An 18,779-nucleotide genomic window follows, 5' to 3' on the forward strand; every position below is an offset into this window, starting at 1 on the left:
TCGTCGGCGACGCTGGCCACCGCCCGGAGGACGAAGCGCTGCGTGTCGCCGGCGCCCGCCGGCCCCGGTCCATCGTAGACGCGGGCGGTGACCAGCGTGCTGCCGATCTGCGCGACCGTCGGCGTCCATTCGAGACGCCGGGTCAGCGGGTCGTAAGCCGCGCCCTCGGGAAGATCGCTGAACTCGACGCGCAGCGCCTGCGTCTGCGCGGCACCGTCCGGATCGAAGACGGCAATCCCCGGACCGGCCGAGGTACCCGAAATCAGCGGCAGCGACAGCGTCGTTCCGGCGAGCACGCGGTGATCGGCGGCGCTGATCTGCGGCAGGCGGTTGACGTCGAGGACCCGCACACGGACGGTCTGCGTGCCGCTCGATCGGCCGTCGCTGGCGCGGAAAGCGAAGGCGAAGTCGCGGCTTTCGCTGCTCAGGTTGTCGACGACCTGATGCTCCGGTGTCCAGCTGAAGCGGCCGGTGGCCTCGTCGAAGCTGGCGTCGGGCGGAGTTTGCGCATCACGCAGCCAGGCGATGGCCACGGGATCGCCGTCGGGATCGCCGGCGATCAGCGAGAAGGCGAGCGTCTCGCCCTCGCGGACGAGTTGCAGTGGCAGCGGCACGATCGCCGGGGCCTGGTTCGTGTCGCCGATGATCAGCTCGACCGGGCGCACGAACTGCGCATGGCCGTCGCTGCCGTGGATCGTGAAGCGCCAGGTTCCCGGATCGCCGGCCCCTGGAGAGCCGTCCTGCGCGGCGAAGTGATCGGGAGTCCAGTGCAGCGTCAGCCGGTTCCCGGTCGAAGCCTGCACCGACATGCCGCGCGGCAGCCCCTCCCATTGCCAGTAGACGCGGTCCGCATCGGCGTCGCTGGCGAAAAGGTCGAGGGTCAGCGGCTCGCCTTCGCTTCCGGCAATGCGCAGCGCGTCGCCTGCGTCGGCAACGGTCTGTCCGTTTCTCTGCACGCCGATCAGCTCGGGTGCGCTGTTCGACGTCCGGACGGTGACGCGCAGACGGTGAGCGCTGGTGTTGGCGACCGGGGTGGCCGGCAGTGGGTCGCCCTCGGGTGGCAAGCCGCTGTCGGTGACCTGCAGCTCGATCTCGTGGCTGCCGAGATCGCTGGCCGAAGGCAGCCACTCGAGGGTTGCCTGGCCGTAGCGCGCGCCGGCGCTCAGCGTCGCGCCGGGGGGCAGGCCGGAAGCACTCCAGGTCAGCGGATCCTGGTCCAGGTCGCTGGCCTCGAGGGCGACGACGAGCGGCTCGCCAACGACCCCGACGACCTCGCTGGCCGCGCGGATCAGCGGGATTTCGGTCGTGCTGCGCACGCTGACGATGAAGCTTGCGCCTGTCGAGAGTGCTGCAGCCGGATCGCCGTTTCCGCCGTCGGTCGCCGTCACACGGATCAGGTAGTCACCGCGGTCGCCGTTTCCGGGAGCGACGCGAAGGATCGTCGAGGCCATCCCGGGTGCATCGTCCGGAGCGGCAACGAGGCTGACGAAGCGCGGCAATTCGGCGAATTCGAGGCGGAGCGGAGAAGCGTTCGCGGCCGAGTCGGGGTCACGCACGACGACCGGAATGTCGACGACCTCGCCCCGGCCGACGACGGTGTGTCCGATCGCTTCGAGGACCGGTGGCCGGTTGCTGTCGATGACGCTGACCGGCAGGCTGAGGTGACTGGTCATCGGCTGGCCGCTCGCGTCGCCGCTGTCGGTCGCCATGACCTCGATCAGGTAATTGCCGGCCTGGTCGTAAGCCGGTGTCCAGACGATCTCGAAGGTCTCGGCGTCGAAGATTGCGCCAGGCGGCAGGCCGTTGACCTCGTAGCGGATCGCCGCGCTCGTCTCTCCGAGGCCGACCGCCGCGGCGCCCCTGCACCAGCGGACCGGCGGCGTCAGATCGGGGTGGTCCGGGTCGACCGCGAAGACGCTGACCCGCAGCGGCTGACCTTCGTAGACCGTCCACATCGCGGCCGGCGGAAAAACCGGTGCCGCGTCGGCGTCGGCGACCTCGAGGACCAGGTCGCGTTCGCTGGCGCTTTCGCTGACCGAGCCGTCAGCCGCCGTCCAGCGCGCGGTCAGGAGCAGCGGAACGACCTGCTGGCCGTGCTGCGCGTAGCCCGGCGTCCAGCTCAGCCAGCCGGTCGTCGGGTCGAGCGTCGCGCCGGCAGGCAGCCAGCGCGCGCCGTATTCGAGCACGGGGGCGTCGACGTCGCCGATTCCGGCCGTCGTGCCAGCGACCCGGCCGCTGACCCGCAGCCGGAAGGGCTCGCCTTCGCGCAGCGCCTGCGGCCGGATCGGCAGGATCTGCGGCGCCGGCACCGACTCCTCGACGGTGATCGACAGGCTCTCGCGGGTGCTCGCCGTGCCGTCGCTGGCGACGATCTCGATCCCTTCCCAGAGCCCAGCCTGATCGTATCCTGGCGTCCAGATCAGCCGGCTCGCCGACGCGTCGAAGACAGCGCCGGGTGGCAGCCCTGAGAACGCGACGGTCACCGGTTCGCCATCCGCATCGCTTGCGCTGATCGGCAGGATCAGCGTCTCGCCCTCGGCGATCGTCGGCCACCGTGGCATTTCGACGACCGGTGGGTGGTTGCCTCCGTCGACGGCGATCGTGAACCGGTACAGGGCGAAGGCCCCGCGGCTGTCCTCGACGCGGATCAGCACCGGGCTGCTCGCCGCGTCGCTTCCCTCCGGTGTCCAGTCGAGCGCGGCGAGCACATGGTGGCCGGCGAGGCCGGCATCGGACGTGATCGGCGTCAGCGTCATTCCCGCTGGCGCTTCGAGCAGCTGCCAGTAGATACGGCTGCCGTCCGGGTCGACGGCCTCGATCTCGCCATGCCAGGACTCGCCGACCCGCGCGTGTGCGGACCCGTCGTCGCCGAGTGCAGCCGTTAGCGCCGGCGCCCGATTTGCCGGCGGAGCCGCGTAGACGCGGTGGCCGGGGTCGAAACCGACCAGGTCGGCTACCGATGCATGCAGCGTTGGCGCTTCGAGCGGCGCGATCGTGATCGTCGGGCCGGCGATCGTCTCGCCCGGAGCGATCCGGCCACCGAGTGCCTGCAGGGCCGGTCCGAGGTCGATCGTCCACAGGCCGGCGTGTTCGCCGGCGCCCTCGGCGGCGCCTGCGACAAGTCCTCCGGAGTAGCGGCCGGGATCGAGCAGAAGGAGCAGCGGGCCACCGATCGCCTCGTCGCCGACGTTCGTCACGCCCAGTTCGTAGCTGATCTCGCCGTGCGCGCGGTCGGCGCGGGTGCGCGCGAAGTCGATGCGCACCCGGTTGCTGAAGTCCTCGAGCGCAGTGAAGGATGAGACGAAGGCGCTCGCCAGTCGCATTTCGCTGGCGCTTTCCAGCTGCGCGTCGATCTCGATCCGGTAGTCACCGACTCCGAGCCCCGCGAAGTCGAGCCAGGCGGTGTTGGTTTCTTCGTCCCAGCGTACCGCGACCGGGCGAATTCGCGGGTCGGCCGGCGGACTCGCGTCGAGCCGGACGAGGCTGAAGTGCTCAGGGTCGATGACGCTGCCGCGATCGCCGGGTACCCCAGTGCGCATCGGCTGGTCGAAGACGACGCCGATTTCGTTGAGCGGCAGCGGCACGAATGCGCCGTCGGCGACGGTCAGTGCCTGAACTCGCGGCGCTCGGGCCAGGGCGATCTCGTCGATGTGCCGGGTCTGGCCGACGAGGAGGCGCCCGTCGCCGGTGGCGACGATCGCCTCGCTGCGCGTACCGCCGCCGGCCAGCGGCAGGATCCGCCGGCTGGCCAGTTCGATCATCCACACGCGGCCCTGATGCACCGGTTCACCGTCCGCCGGATGGACCGGGTGCTGGGCGGGCTGGCTGCTGGCCAGCAACAAGCCGGCGAGCGGGGTGCCGGCAGCACCGAAGGCGATGCTGTCGACGACTCCGGGCAGGCGATACTCGAGTTCGGCACGGCCGGCCAGGCGCCCGGTCAGCGGGAAGCTGACGATTTCGGTGATCGCCTCGGGATCGGCGGCGAGGATTCGCCCGGCCGTCCACGGCACAGCCCAGAGCCGACCGTCGGCAGCGAAGGCGAGGTCGACGACGCGCTGGTTGCTGAAGTGGCGCCAGGCGCGTGCCGGCTGCTCTTCGGCAGGATCGAAAACCTCGATGCCGTCACCCGACGAAACGTAGATCTCGCCGGTGCGCGGGTCGACGGCCAGCGCGTGAGTCAGCGGATGTCCACCCGGCGCCTGTACGCGCCCGACGATCGCGCCGGCTTCGGCGTCGATCTCGAGCAGCTCGGCTCCGCTGATCACCCAGAGGCGGCCCAGGCCATCGACGGCCATGTCGAGCACCGGTGCGTCGAGCACGAACAGCGGTGAAGCGCCATGCACGCTGGCTGGAAGGCCGTCGCGGGTGAAGCGATGAACCTCGTTGCGTTGTGCCCCGGAGCTGGCCAGGATGCTTCCGTCGGGCAACTCTACGAGTGCCTGGACGCCGATCTCGCTGGCACTCGCCGTGAAGCCGCCAGCAAAGCCGCGCAGTGCAAAGGGAGCGGCGACCGCAGTCAGATCGCTGCTGCGGTTGTTGATCAGCGTACCCGGCAGCCCGCGCAGCGCCTCGGCGAAGACTGCGCTCGGCGGATATTCGCGGTCGGCCGGTGCCAGCGGAGTGACCGGGGTCTGGTTGACGACACCGGCACCACCGAGGTCGTCGAGAATCCGCTGCCGGCTGCCGTCGTCGGGAACCGGTGCCGTCCCGGCAGGCGTGATCTCTCGGTTGCCCACCCGGTCGGTGGCGACGGCGAAGAATTCGTAGCGTCGCCCGGGCTCGCCGATGAACACCGCCTGTCCGGCACCCGGTGCCGGCTCCCGCCTCCAGATGTGGACGTCGCCGCCATCCTCGGCGACGTAGAGAGTGACCGACTCGACGCCGGAGAGGTCGTCGGTCGCCGTCCAGCGCAGCGCATAGGTCGGCGCCTGGTCAGCGGCCGCCGCCGGCGGCGACGCGTCGACGCCGAGCCGGGTCTGCGGTGCCGTGTCGTCGAGGCGAACCGACGCCGATTCGCTGGCCATCGGTGGTGCTCCGTCGATGATCAGCCGCGCCGAGCTGGCCAGTTCGCTCGCTGGACCAGGGCCGCCGGCAGCCTCGATCGTGTAGCTGACGAAGCCGCGGCCGCTGCCCCGCGCCAGGACGAGGTCGTCAGCGGAACGGCCTTCTGGCTGCTCTGCAGCTTCAGGGACGAGCAAACCTCGGGTCCGGTCGTGCACGACCTCGCCGGTGTCGGGGTCGATCGCCTGGAACAGCCAGGTCGCGACACGCTCGCCGGCGTCGATTCCGGCGCTGACGCGCAGGATGAAGCCACGGCTGGCCGTGAAATCGAAGTCTCCGTGGAAACTCGTCCGGTTTTCCGGGAGGTGGAGGTCGATGTCGCCGACGCGGAGGTCGCCGAGACGGAACGACGGCAAGTCGAAATTTTCATCGAAGCGAGTGACGACGCGCAGCTGGCCAGCCGGGCTGCTTCCCGGATTGGCGAAGGCGATTCTCCAGGGCAGCGCGATCGCCGCGGGAACGTAACTCAGGCCGTCTTCGCCGCGCAGCGCAGCGGGAGCGATGACGCGGACCGGCCCGCCCGAATCGGCGCTCGCTCCGAGATGGCGGGCGAGGTCGAGCGCCTGCCCGGCACGCGGTCGAAACTGGTCATCGAGGACGCCGACGTGCCGCAGATACTCGAGTTCGGAAAGGCCGCCGACGAAGACGTTGACGTCGACCAGCCGGGTCCCCGAACTGCCCGAGGGATCGAGGCTCCCCGGGCTGATCGGCAGCGGCACCGGCACTTCGACGACACCTTCGGAACTCTGGCGCGTCTCGTGGTAATCGATGGGCGCGCCGGCCGCTGCTTCGTCGCCGGCGTAGCGCGCGGTGTCGCCGTACCACGACTGCACGCGCGAAAAGAAGTCGACCAGATCGCCCTGCGTGCGGAACGCCTCGCCCGCGCGAGCGAGCAGGATGCCGCTGGCCAGCGTCGCGTTGAGGCTCAGCACCGCCGCGCTCTCGCGCACCGGTGGCGCTTCGCCGGCCGGGCGCAGCATCCCGCCCGCTTCGAGCGCAGCCAGCCAGCCGGCCTGCCACTGCTGCGCATCGGCGGCCAGCACGGCGAGTGCGGCGGGCGCCGTCTGGTCGTCGAGGATCGCCGCGCGCAGACGCAGCGCGTGCTTCCGCTGCTCGGCGACGAACTCTTCACGGGTCAGCGCGGTGACCGCTCCGGCGACGTCGAAGCGGAAGGGCATCGCCAGCGCCTCGAGCGGGGTCAGACGGTGCTCGGGATCGAGGAACCTCTGGTCGAGGTTTTCGCCGAGACGATCGAGGTCGGTCACGCCGTGATCGAGCAACCCGGCCGCCTGCCACTCGGGATGCAGCGCGTAAAGCCGCTCGCGCAGGCCGTCGAAATCCCTCGACAGCCATTCGGCGAGGCCCGGATAGGTCTGCAGCGTGAAGCTCGTCCCGGCGTAGCCGCTCGCCGGGACGTCGAAAGCGTAGCCCGGCGCGAGGTTGGCGCCGGCGGAGTTGAGGACCGAGTCGAGTCGGGCCCACGGAATGTCGCTGCGCCCGCCATGATCGGTCGGGGTCGCTCCCCAGGTCAGCGTGTTCCCGGCCGCGTCGAACGTCCGGCCACCCGGCGCGCCGCCCGACGGTCCGCCGAAGACCAGGTAGGGCAGTGCGAGGCCTTCGAGGAGGTCGGCGCTGTAGCCCATCTCGGGAGCGCCGAAAGCGAAGCGGACGTACGGCTCATCGACGTTCGCCAGGTTGTGCAGCGTCACCCCGTACGCGGCACCTGCGCCCGGGTCGAGGCTGCGCGGGCCGCTGATGCCGATGCTCATCCCGGCGCCGCTGGCGCGCTCGACGAGGAAGCGATTGGCTTCGCAAACCTGCTGTCCGTCGGGGTTGACGACGGTCAAATCGTAGAGCCCGATCGGCATCCGGCCGGTGTCGAAGATCGCCCGGATGTGCGTCGCGTCGAGCACCTGCCAGCGCTCGGGTTCGCATTCGAAGACTCCCGGCCGGGATAGTCGGACGAGCGCGCCCGGCGCGAAGTGCGAGCCCTCGATGTCGACGGTCAGCCAGCGCTTGGTCTCGTCGCCGCAGCCTCCCCGGTCCGGGCTGATCCGGGTGATCGACAGCGGGAGGAGGTCGGCGCGCAGTTCGATCGGCGAGTCGACCGAACCCTGGGTGCAGCGTACGAGCAGGTAGTAGTCACCGGCCCGTGTGCTGGCGACGATCGCCTGCTCGCTGGCGGAGAGTGTGCCCGAGGAGGAGGCGTCGAAGAGTTCGGCCGACGGTGGTGCGCCGTAGCGCAGCGCAATCTCGTGACTTGCGCCGGGCGCGGCTGCATCGAGACGCACGCGCAGCGTCTCACCGCCGGCGACGGCGATCCGATAGAGCCGCTCTTCGCCGGAGCCGAGCGTGGTGGCCAGCGGATCGCCGACGCGCAGTTCCGGAACGCTGACGCGAACCGTCGAAGCCGACGCGCTGCGGTTGTTCGCCTCACCGGGAGAAAGCCGAAGGCCGCTGGCGTCGCGCGTGGCTCCGCCCTCGAAGACCTCGTCGTACAGGTCGGGCCGGACGATCAGCCGCCAGTCTCCTTCGGCGAGCGCCGGCAGACGCGCGGTCAGCGTCGCCTCGTAGCTCTCGCCGCCGGCCAGGTCACCGGCATGCGCAACCCTGCCGAGCAGCACGTCACCGGCATCCCACAGGTTATCGCGAGAAAGATAGACGGCGTCGGTCCACCGGCCACGCGCCGCGTTCGCCGAGTCGTTGTGGATCACGAAGCGGACCGCGATGGCTTCGCCGACTTCGCCCGAAGCGGGAACGAGCGTGTCGTCGGCGAGCAGGTCGGCTGGCGGAGGAATCGTCACGAGAGTCGGCGCGAGCGCGGCGCGGGCATTGTTGTCTTCGTGACCGACCTCGCGCACATGGCCCGCCGGACCGCTTCCCCAGACTCCAGCTGGATCGGCGACCACGAAGACGACGTACGCCCCGGAGAGATCGGGCGGTATCGCGACCTCGAGCCGCGCATCGTAGCTCGCGCCGATGGCCAAGCCACCGCGATGTTCGAGAAAGCCGAGACAGCTGTCCTGTCGAAGATCGAGGAAGCGGTCGCGCGACAGGTAGACCAGGTCGTTCCAGCTGCTCTGGCCCGCCGGGAGCTCGCCGCCGGCGTTGACGACGCGCCATTCGACCGCGAAGCGCTGGCCGGAGAGCACCTCTGCTGGCGCCTCGACTTCGGCAACCTGCAGGTCGGCGGGGGTGTTCGGCACGACGTGCAGCGCAGTCGTCGCCTGATTGTCGCCTTCGCCGCCAAACTCGAGGACCCGGCCGGCTGCGTTGCCGAGCGTCGACAATCCGGGGAGCTCGCTGCGGATCGTGCCGGCGAGCCGCGGATTCCGGCCGAGCGCGGTGTCGGTACACAGGATCAGCGTGAAGTCGCCGCTGATCGCATCCGGCAGGTCGACGGTCGCGGTCGCCGTGTACGATTCGCCGGGCTGCAGGAAGCGGGGACCGTCGCTGCCCGAGAGTGCGACGCTGTACACGCCGAGTGCGGCTCCCGCCGACCCGCCACGGTTTAGCAGCGGGTAGTCGCCCTGGTCGAGCGAAGTGTCGCGCGAGAGATAGAGGCCGTCGAACCACTGGCTGGTCCGCGTCGCGCGGTCGCCACGGTTGGTGACCGTCCACGCGACGTTCAGCGGAGCACCGGCCTGGACGAGCGGCGTGTCGACGACCAGCGAGTCGATCTGCAGATCGGGCTCGCGGTAGCTGATCGCGAGGGGCACGCTGCCGATGTTGTTGTCGTTGCGCGCCGCTTCCCAGACCGAAGCGCGGTAGTAGTCGCCGGCAGCGCCGGCATTGTCTCCACCCGAAGTGAGCTCGACTCGCGCCCGCGGCTGCGAGAAGCCGGCGAGGTCGCTCTCGGCGTCGGCGATGACGTGGATGAAGTAGTCGCCTTCGGCACCTTCGGGTAGACGGATCGTCGCCGTGCCGGTGTAACTCGCAGCGGCCGGCAGGCCGCTGCCGTTGAGGTGTACGAAGTCGCCGAGATGGATCGCGCGCGCCGGGATCAGCACCGGGTCGCGGCTCAGATAGAGCGAGTCGACCCAGCTCCGGGTCGCCGGCCAGACCGCGTCGCCGAAGTTGCCGACTGTCCAGGAAACCGTCGTCTCCTCTCCCGAGAGGGCAGCCGATCCGCTGCGCAGATCGGTGACCCGCAGGTCGGCTGCCGTCGTGCTCAGCACAACCGGAGCAGACTGGCGGTTGTTCCGCTCGTCGGACTCGGCGACCTGATTCAGCAGATCGCTGCGCACGACGATGTAGCTCCCGCGGACCGACGGCGCGAGGGTCACCGTCTGGTCGACCGAATAGCTTGCCCCGTTGTCGAGCGCGCGAGTCTGCCGATGATCGGCGAGATGCCAGAGCTCACGCGCGTCCTCGAGCGTTGGGCTGTCGCTGAGGTAGACCGAGTCGACCCATTCGCCGCTGACGCGTTCGCCGCAGTTGACCACCGTGTAGCGGTAAGCGAAGCTTCCTCCGGCACTCGCCGCCGGCTGTGCATCGAGCGACTGGACGGCGAGGTCCGCCGGGGCCGGGCCGAGGATGCCGATCGGCCGGGCACGGTAGTTGTTGTTGTCGATCTGCTGGGCGTCGTCGGGGTTGATCTCGGTGGCCAGCGTATCCTCGACGACGACATCGTAGCTGTCGCTCCAGACGGTCAGGTAGTACTGGCCGCTGGCGACGTCGTCGGGAATCCGCACCCGGGCGGTGGCGAGGTAGTCCCCGCCCGGGTCGAGCACGCCGCTGTGGCTGACGGTGGTCAGCAGGATGTCGCCCTTGGCGGCTCCCGGGCGCCGCCGGTCGCGGGCCAGCCAGATGCTGTCGGTCCAGTTGGCCGCCGTGCTGTCCTGGCCGCGGGTCGCCGCGGCGCCGCGGTTGGCGACCCGCCAGCGCACTTCGATCGTCGCTCCGTGCACCGACTCGTCGGGCGCGCCGAGTTCAGTGGTCACCAGGTCGGCAAATGCCGCGGCGTCGATCGCCAACGGCGCAGCGAGGACGTTGTTGGCTTCGTTGGGGTACTCGTCGATGCTTCGGCCGGCGTCGGCGACGACGATCACGTAGGCGTTTCCCCGCAGTTCGAGCGGGACGTCGACAATCGCTTCGCCCTGCGTCGATGACTCTCCGGGGGCCAGAGCACCGGCGCAGGGGAACTCCGCGATCAGGCGATCGTCGCTGCTCAGCGTCGCGTCGAGCGAGAGGTAGAGCCGTTCCGTCCAGGCGCCGTTGGTCGCCGTCGTGCCGAGATTGGTGATCGTGTAGCTGACCGGCGCGGTCGCGCCGGCAGCGATCCGCTCGGGGACGCCGACCCGCGTCACGCGCAGATCGGGCCGCCCGGCGGCCGCGATGTGCAGCAGATCGGCCGAATCGAAAGCGTCATTCGCACGCGCCACGGCGGACTCATAGACGCTGCGTCCCGAGCTCGCGTCGGGGCTGTTGGTCAGCACCCTGAGCCGGTAGGCACCTTCGACCCGCTGCGGCAAGCGGATCTGCTCGGTTCGCGTGCTGCGCAGGCCCGCGCCAAGCCCCCCGACGGTGGCAAAGCTGCCGAGCGCGATCGACTGTCCGGCTCCGCCAGCCGGCACGAGCCAGAGCGAGTCGGTCCACCCGCCGCTGGCTGCGACGGCGGCCTGGTTGAGCACGGTCCACGAGACGTCGATCAGCGACCCTTCGTCGGCGCTCGACGGCAGAGCGACGCTCTCGACGACGAGGTCCGCCGATTCGGAAAGCGCCACCGCGATCACCGACGAGGTCGCGGTATTGTCGTCGTCGTGAATGAACTCGTAAGGCCCGCCGGTCCGCACGTTGAGGTAGAAGTCGCCGGCGATCCCATCGGGGAGGATCAGATCGACGCTCCTGCGGTACGAGGCCCCCGCGGCGATCTGGCCAACGTGCGGGCTGACGGTGAACCGGGCGACGACGTCGCTGCCGTCCGGGTTGCGACTCAGCCACAGCTGGTCGACCCAGTCGCTGCGGTCGGTGATCCCGATGCCGCAGTTGCTGACCTGCCAGTCGACGCGCAGCGGCTGGCCGCTCGCCCCGGAGTCCGGCACCTGGACTTCGTCGACCCGCAGGTCGGCGAAGGGGATCGGCATCACCTCCAGCGCCTGCGGCGAGCGGCCGACGTTGTTGCTCTCGCCGGTGTATTCGAAGACTTCGGCGAGCGCGTCGACGACGACGAAGACCTCGTAGCGCGCCGAAGTGCCCGGCGGCAGAACGATCTCGGCGCTGTGCGTGACCGATTCGCCGACTTCCGGCAAGGTGTCGTAGCGATAGCTGCCGGCGATCCGGTCGTCGTCGTTGCCGAGCAGCGCGTCGCTCGAGAGCACGATCTGCTCGGTCCATGCGTGGCTCCGCCCCGTTCCGCTGCCCTGGTTGCCGACCGTCCAGCTCAGCGGCAACCGCGCCGGATCGCCGATGATCCTCGCCGGCGCGACGACCGGTCCGGCGACCAGATCGGCGTAGGGGGCGAGCTCGACGTCGATCGGGTCAGCTCGCTGGTTGTTGGCGCGCTTGCGATCGTCGACCTGCTCGCCCGAATCGCTGACCACCAGCAACTCGTACGGCCCCGAGCAGTCGAGCGGAAGCTGGACTTCGGCGCTGGCGAGGTAGCTCTGGCCAGCGAGCAGGCCGCGCGTATGCGCGACTTCGGCGAGCCGCTGGCGCGTGCCTCCGGCGACCAGCCAGACGCTGTCGACCCAGTCTCCGGGAGCGTCGCCGCCGTGGTTCTCGACGAGCCAGTCGACATGCAGCGAGTCGCCTGAACTCGCTGCAGCCGGAAAGCTGACCGAGCCGACGGCGAGGTCGGGGCGCTCGATCAACAGCGGCGCGCTGGCGCGGTTGTCGCCCTCGCCGGCACGTTCGTCGATGCTGTCGTCGCCATCGACTTCGACCAGCCAGCGGTAGTCTCCGTCGGCCAGGCCACTCGGGACGACGACGTCGACGCTGCGGGTGAGCCGTTCGCCGGGGGCCAGTGGATCGCTGTTGAAGACCGTGGCCAGGCGCAGCAGTGCGAGCTGCGGGCCAAGGTCGATGAGCAGCCGGTCGAGCCAGGCCGCGGCGGTCGTCGCGCCGCCGGCGTTGACCAGTGTGTAGGTCAGCGTCGCGGTCTGCCCGGGGCGCACGATCGCCGGGCCGTTGAGCTCGCTGGCGACGAGGTCGGCGACCGGCGAGAGGTCGATCTGCAGCGGCGCGCTCGCGCTGCTGTTGTTGCTCGTCCGCCCCGCTTCGTCGAGATTGCCGCCGGGGTTGGCGATGACCACGATGCGAAAGCTCCCGGCAAGATCGCGGGGCAGGGTGACGCGGGCGCGGGCGTTGCCGCTGTCGCCGCGATCGAGGGCTTCAGCGCGCGGCAGCGAAGCGACCAGGATCACGTCGTCGGCGCTCGGCAGTTCGTCAGTCGAGAGCACGATGCGCTCGATCCACCCGTCGGCCGGAGTCGCGCTTTCGCCGTGGTTGGTCACCCGCCAGCCGACCTCGATCTCGTCGCCGCTGAGCGCTCGTTGCGGAGCGACGATGGCCGACACCTCGAGGTCGATCGTCGGCTCGCGGACGTCGATCGGCTGCGCGGCGCTGGCGTTGTCGGCGCGGGTGTCGGGTTCGACGACGCGCCCCGCGGCGTCGCTGCGTACAGCCAGGAAGAAGCGGCCGGCCTGCCCGGGTGGCAGGACGACATTCGCCGTCTGCGAGTAGCTGTCGCCGACGGCCAGCGCACCGCCGTACTCGATGTTCGCGAGAATCCGGTCGTCGGCATTGCCGATCAGCGCGTCGCCGCTCCACACGACTTCGTCGTCCCAGCCCGCTGCGCTGCCGGTCGATCCGCGGTTGCTGACCGTCCACCCGACGGTGATCGGCTCGCCGGCGACTCCGCTCGCCGGAACCGAGAACGCATCCACGGCCAGGTCGGCGTAGCGACCGGCTTCCGAGAAGACCTGGAGCATGGCCTCATTGTTGCTCTCGGCGTCGTCGTTGACGCTGGCTTCGAGAACCATTCCTCGATCGCCATCGTCGGCGTCGGCGGTCACCCGGACCTCGAGCAGCCCCGCACCGCGGCGACCATCCGGAAGCTGCAACGCGAGGTGGCGCTCGACGCTCGCACTCGCCGCGAGGACCTGCGACGGATCGCCGGCGACCAGCGTATCGAGCAGCGTCTCGCCGCTGTCGAGGTTCACCACCTGCACCCGGTCGCTCCACGCGCCGAGCGCGCTGCTGTGGCCGGCGTTGTAGTCCTCCCACGAGATGAACAGTTGATCGCCCGCCGAGATCGCCAACGGCGAGGCGTGTAGGCGGCGTACGCGCAGATCGGGGCCGTGCGTCGTCCAGCGCAGCGCCTCGTTGTTCCGTTCGCCGCTGCCGATCGCGTTGCTCTCGCGGATGCTGTCGTCAGAATCGGCGACGACGCGCCAGAGGAAACGCCCGACTCCGGCTTCGCCCGCCGGCCAGACGAACGAGAACGAGCGCGCGATCGTCCCGCCGCCAGCCAGACCACCCGAGCTGTCGACCAGCGTCTGGTCGACGACGACCTCGCCGGTCGTCGCGTTGAGCACTTCGACGCGCTCGCTCCACTGGCCTGCGATCGCCTGGTTGCCCTCGTTGCCTACGCTCCAGCTCACGCGCACGCTTTCGCCGGGGGAAGGGTCGCCGGCGATGCGCAGATCGCTGACCGTCAGGTCGGCGTGCAGCGACTCCGGCTCGTGGGTCAGATAGGGGCCCCACGCCGGGCGGTCGACGAGCGGATCGGGCGGAATTCCCTGCGCGAGTACCGGCAGCAGCGGAATGCCGTTGAGCGTGCTCGCCGAGTCGAAGCACCAGCCGTCGACCGCCAGCCATCCGTCGTCATCGGCGACGACGCGAACCAGCTGCGCGGTGCCGGTTGCGCCATCGCTCGCCAGCCACCGTGCGCCGTCGATCCACTGGCCGAGGGCGCCGCTTCCCGCCGACCAGTAGCCGGAACTTACGGCCAGCCAGACCTCGCCGAGCGCTTCGCCGCCGGGTCCGCGCCAGACGTGCAGCAGATCGCTGCGACCGTCGAGATCGAGGTCGACAGCGACCACCTGCTGAACGGGCTGGGCTTCGCCAAGCGGATGATCGCCGCCACCCTGGAAGGCAAGTCCGCCGAGCGGGTCGATCGACGACCGCCAGCTGCTCGCCCTTAGCCCTCCCGTGCCGTCCTCGACGACCAGGACGACGTCGTCATCGCCGTCGGCGTCGACATCGGCGCCGGTCAAAGCGACGCTGCCCGCGAAGGCGCCGAGCACCTGTTCGCCTCCGCTGACCAGCGCTCCGGAATCATCCGACCACCAAGCGAGCCGGGTCAGACCGTCGGGCGCCTCCGCGGCGACGACGAGCTCGTCCCGGCCGTCTCCGTCGACGTCGATCAGCGTCCACAGGGCATTCGCCGGGTAGTCGCCAAGTTCGCTGGTCGCGCCGGCGGTCAGGCCCTCGCTGCGCGCCAGCCACTCGCGGGCGATCGCCCGGCCGTCGGATCTCTGCCTGAGCTCGATCAGGTCGGCCGAGCCGTCAGCGTCGAGGTCCCCGGCAAGGGCCAGCGAAGCTGCATGCCACTCGCCGAGTTCGACGCGGCCACCCGTGCTGACGCCATCGACAGCCAGCGACCAGTGCCGGGCGATCGCCGTGCCGCCCGCGGGAACGCAAATTTCGACGAAGCTGGCCGTGCCCTGGCCGGAGGGGTCGATCGCCACATAGCGCGAATCCTCGCGCCGGCTGCGCTCGCCGGGCAGCCCGTTGCCATCGGAAAGCGCGACGCTGATCGTCAGGCGACCGTCCGGCTCCTGCCAGGTCGAGACGAGGTCGGCGCGCCCGTCGCCGTCGTGGTCGGCGAAGCGATGCTCGATCCCGCCGTGGGTGTCGGGCCAGGGGCCGACGATCCGCTCGCTGGCCAGTTCATAGGCGATCTGTTGAGCGCCGGGCTCGGCGAGCCAGAGGCGGGCGACGATCATCCCCTCGTCGCTGCGCGAGACCTGCAGCAGGTCGCTGCATCGGTCGCCGTTCGCGTCGCCGGTCAAGAATGGTTCCCAGCTGCTGGCGCCGACCAGCGTGCTCGTGCCGCATTCGGCGAGGCCGGTCGCTCCACCGCTCCAGACGGTGACGCGAACGACCTCCTGGTCATCGACCGAGACGCTCAGGACGTCGTGCGCACCGTCGCCGTCGACGTCGCCGGCAAGGAACTGCATATCCCCGAGCCAGTTGCCCAGGTCCTGCGTCAGAGTCGAGGCCGTGCCGTCGGTGCGGCCAAAGCGCAGCAAGAGCGCAGCACGATCGGCTTCGTCGCCCGGGCCGCCTTTGCTCGGCCAGACTTCGATCAGGTCGCTCGTCCCGTCGCCATCGACGTCGCCGGTCAGCCGCGTCGTCCTCTCCCACATCCCGCCGCTCGCCTGCTCGCTCGGCTCGACGCGCTGGAAGCGGCTGCCGTCGGCTCGCCATACCGTCGTGCTGGTCGAGTTCCGGCCGACAGGCTGTTGGACGACGAGGTCGGCGCGACCGTCACCGGTGACATCGGCGAGCGTGAATCGGCTTTCGGCGTACCGGCTTCCTTCCTCGTCGTCGGGGAGTACGGTCGCGTCGCCTGCGACGAATGATCCCGAGGCGGCGAGCCACGGCGTCGCGCTGCGATCACCGTAGGAATTCCGGCCGACGACCAGCAGGTCGCTATCCAGATCGCCGTCGACGTCGCCGACGAGCCACGTCGTGTCCGGGTCTGCCGGGCCGAGATCGACCGCACTTCCCGGAGTGTAGGCGGCGCCGGTGGATCGCCAGGCGATCACCGTGGCCGATCCGTCGGTCTCGCTGCGCACTTCGATCAAGTCCTCACGCAGGTCGCCGTCGAGGTCGGCGGGGAACACGCGGATCTCACGCGCCTCGACCCGCTGGCTCAGCAAGCGTTCGCCGTCGCTGAGCCAGACGCTGCATTCGGGCGAGGCACTGGCGCCCGGCGGGACGGCGACGAGGTCGGCGCGCCCGTCGCCGTTGTGATCGTCGGTAACCCAGAGCGTGTCCGCAGTCCACCCGCCGAGCCACGTTCCGGCAGCCGGCAGGTAGCGGACTCGCTGGTCGATCAGCGTCGCCAGCCAGAACTGGGCGATCGTCCCACCGGATCCGTCAGGCCGAAGCTGCAGCAGATCGCTGCGCCCGTCGCCGTCGAAATCGTCGCTCAGGAAGCGCTGCCCCGGTTCATCGGGACCGAGGTCACTGCTGGTCCACTCGTCGAGCGTCTCGCCGTCGTTGCTGTGCCAGACGGTGATCTTGAGGCTGCCGTCAACGTCGCTCCAGACCTGCATCAGGTCGCTTCGCGCGTCGCCGTCAGCGTCGCTGGCAAGGAACTGCCGATTGCCGGCCCAGGCGCCGAGATCGCGCTGCGCCACTGCCTGCCACGAGCCGTCGCTCTGAGCGGAGAGGACGACCAGGCGGGTGCTTCCCGGGCTGGCGTCCGGATCGGAGTCCGGGTTGCGTGTGACGACCAGGATCTCGCTGCGCCCGTCGCCGTCGAGGTCGGCGGCGAACGGCGTGAAGTCTTCGCAGCTTGCTTCGAGAACCACGTCGGCTGCGGAGGGTGCGAAGCGCCCGCGATCGCCGTGCCAGGCGGTCAACGCCGCCCGGCTGCCAGCGACCAGCGAGTAACCGACGAGGTCGGGCTGGCCGTCGCCGTCGCAGTCGGCGAGCAGGTGACGGCGGTCGGCGGCCGCGGTGCCGAGATCACTCTGCGCCCCGGCGACGAGCGTCACCCCGTCGCCTCGGCCGTCGGCGGGTTGTCCGACGGGCGAGGCGACGGCAGCCGACAGCCAGGTCGTCGCCCGGCGATGGCCGTCCGGCTGCCGATCGATGGCCACGAAGTCGCTCCGCCCGTCGAGGTCGACGTCGGCGACGAAGTACTCGCCGTCGCTCTGCCAGTTCCCGAGATCGACGACGACACCGTCGGTGAACGTACCCCCCGGGCTGGCGATCAGCTGTCGCGCAGCGGTCCGGCCATCGGCCTGGCGAACGATCTGCAGCAGGTCGCTGCGCCCGTCGTCGTTGAAGTCGCCCCCGAGAACCTGCGTCACCCGCGCTGGCTCACCGCCCCCGGTCGGCCCGGGTTCTCCGGCAGCCGTGAAGCTTCCGCCGTCGCTCAGCCAGAGCATCACCCCGATTTCGCCGGTCGACCGCGTTCCGACGGCCACCAGATCGGCGAGTCCGTCGCCGTCGTGGTCGACCAGGCGATGGGTCGGAGCGGCGAGCGCGCTTTCCAGAAGCTGCACCGGCTGGCCTTCGTAGTGCAGCGTCCCGGACGCGAGGTCGCCGCGCAGCAGCCAGCGGTCGAACACCGTCTGACCGCCCTCGGTCTCGCCGACTCGCGCGAGGTCGTCGCGTCCGTCCCCGTCGAGGTCGGTCGCCTGAAAGGTCGCTCCCGGCAGCGCGTCGCCGAGGTCGCTCCAGCCGGCGAGGTGGTAGCCGGAAAGCGCATCGCCCGCCGGCTGCCACATTTCGGCCCGCTGACTGCCGCCTGTGCCGGGCACGATACGCAGCAGCCCGGACTGGCCGTCGCCGGCGAAATCGGCGCCGAGCAGGCAATTCCCGATCGCCCACTCGCCGAGGTCGCTGAGCACGCTCTCGGTCGGCAACAGCGAGTCGATGTCGAGCAGACCGAGCAACTCGTGGTCGCGGCCGGCGATCTCGCGTCGCTGCACGCGCACGAACTCGAGGCAGTCGTCGCCGTCGGCGTCGGTGAGACCGACGCGGTCCGCGTCCGACCAGGCGCCGCCGCTGAGCAGACCGCGCGCCGAAGTCGGCTGACCGTCGGCGAAAGCGTAGATCTCGAGCGCCGCGTGATCCGCTGTGCCGATGCTCCAGCGGGCAAGCTCGGCGCCCGGCATCGGGGCGACGTCGCCGAGCAGGTACTCGGCGCTCGAATCCCAGGGACCGAGAGTCATCGAAGGGCCTGGCGAGAACCGTCCGTCGCCGATCAGCCACGAACGAACGAGCGTCGCTCCGGTCTCGTCCTGCCGGACCTCGACGAGGTCGGACTGCCCGTCGGCGTCGAGGTCCCCGGCAAGGTAGCGGGCGTCGGTCTGCCAGACGCCCAGGCTCAGCTTGGCGCTCTCGCGATAGAGCCGGTCGTCGGCCAGCCAGAGCCCGGCGACTGCGCTGCCGTCGACCGAACGGCCGACGACGAGGAGATCGTTCGGCGAATCGCCGTCGAAACGTCCTTCGAGGACCCGGATCGCGACGGCTTCGCCAGCCTCCGTCTCGATCGATTGCGTGACCACGCCGCGCGGCGGACGATCTGCGGCAATCGCGTCGATCCGTCTGTCGATCAGCACGCCGGGAGTCGAATCGGGGGTCAGAGACTGAGCGACGACTTCGCTCGGCGAGTCCAGAGGGAAATCGGCGTCCGGGGAAAGCGCGACCGGGTCGGCCGAGAGCAGGACCCGCGGCTCGAGGGGCTCGAAGGGAAAGCGCGGCTCGCGAGGACCGGCGATCGGCGGCGCCGAGGGCGGCGGGGGATCGCTGGTCGGTGGTCGACGCCCGTTGGCGAGGACATCGTAGACGCGGCGCAGCGCGCGAAACAGCGGCGACGAGGCGAAAGTCGTCTGGCGCGGCTTGCCGGCGCTTCCTCCTGCGCAACTGTCCATGGCCATTTCCCTCCCCGGAAAGGCACAACAAGACCCGGCGAACGCGCAGCGCGCAGAGCCGGATTCCAGGTTCCTCGACCGGGCAGTGCCCTGGCCCTC

Annotated in this window: 1 protein-coding gene (only partly in view); it reads right to left on the reverse strand. The window is 70.3% G+C overall.

Going from position 1 to position 18,779, the window contains the following annotated elements:
• A protein-coding gene (locus tag NFW05_RS17160) for a CARDB domain-containing protein (protein WP_295309802.1) crosses the window boundary here: on the reverse strand, positions 1 to 18,680 show its 5' portion. The gene continues 12,073 nt to the left of window position 1, outside the view; only the first 18,680 of its 30,753 coding nucleotides appear in the window; its start codon is at positions 18,678 to 18,680; its stop codon lies beyond the left edge, outside the window.
• Positions 18,681 to 18,779: the final 99 nt, after the last annotated feature.

It is taken from the genome of Accumulibacter sp., assembly GCF_023806625.1.
In the GTDB taxonomy this organism is placed as follows: domain Bacteria; phylum Pseudomonadota; class Gammaproteobacteria; order Burkholderiales; family Rhodocyclaceae; genus Accumulibacter.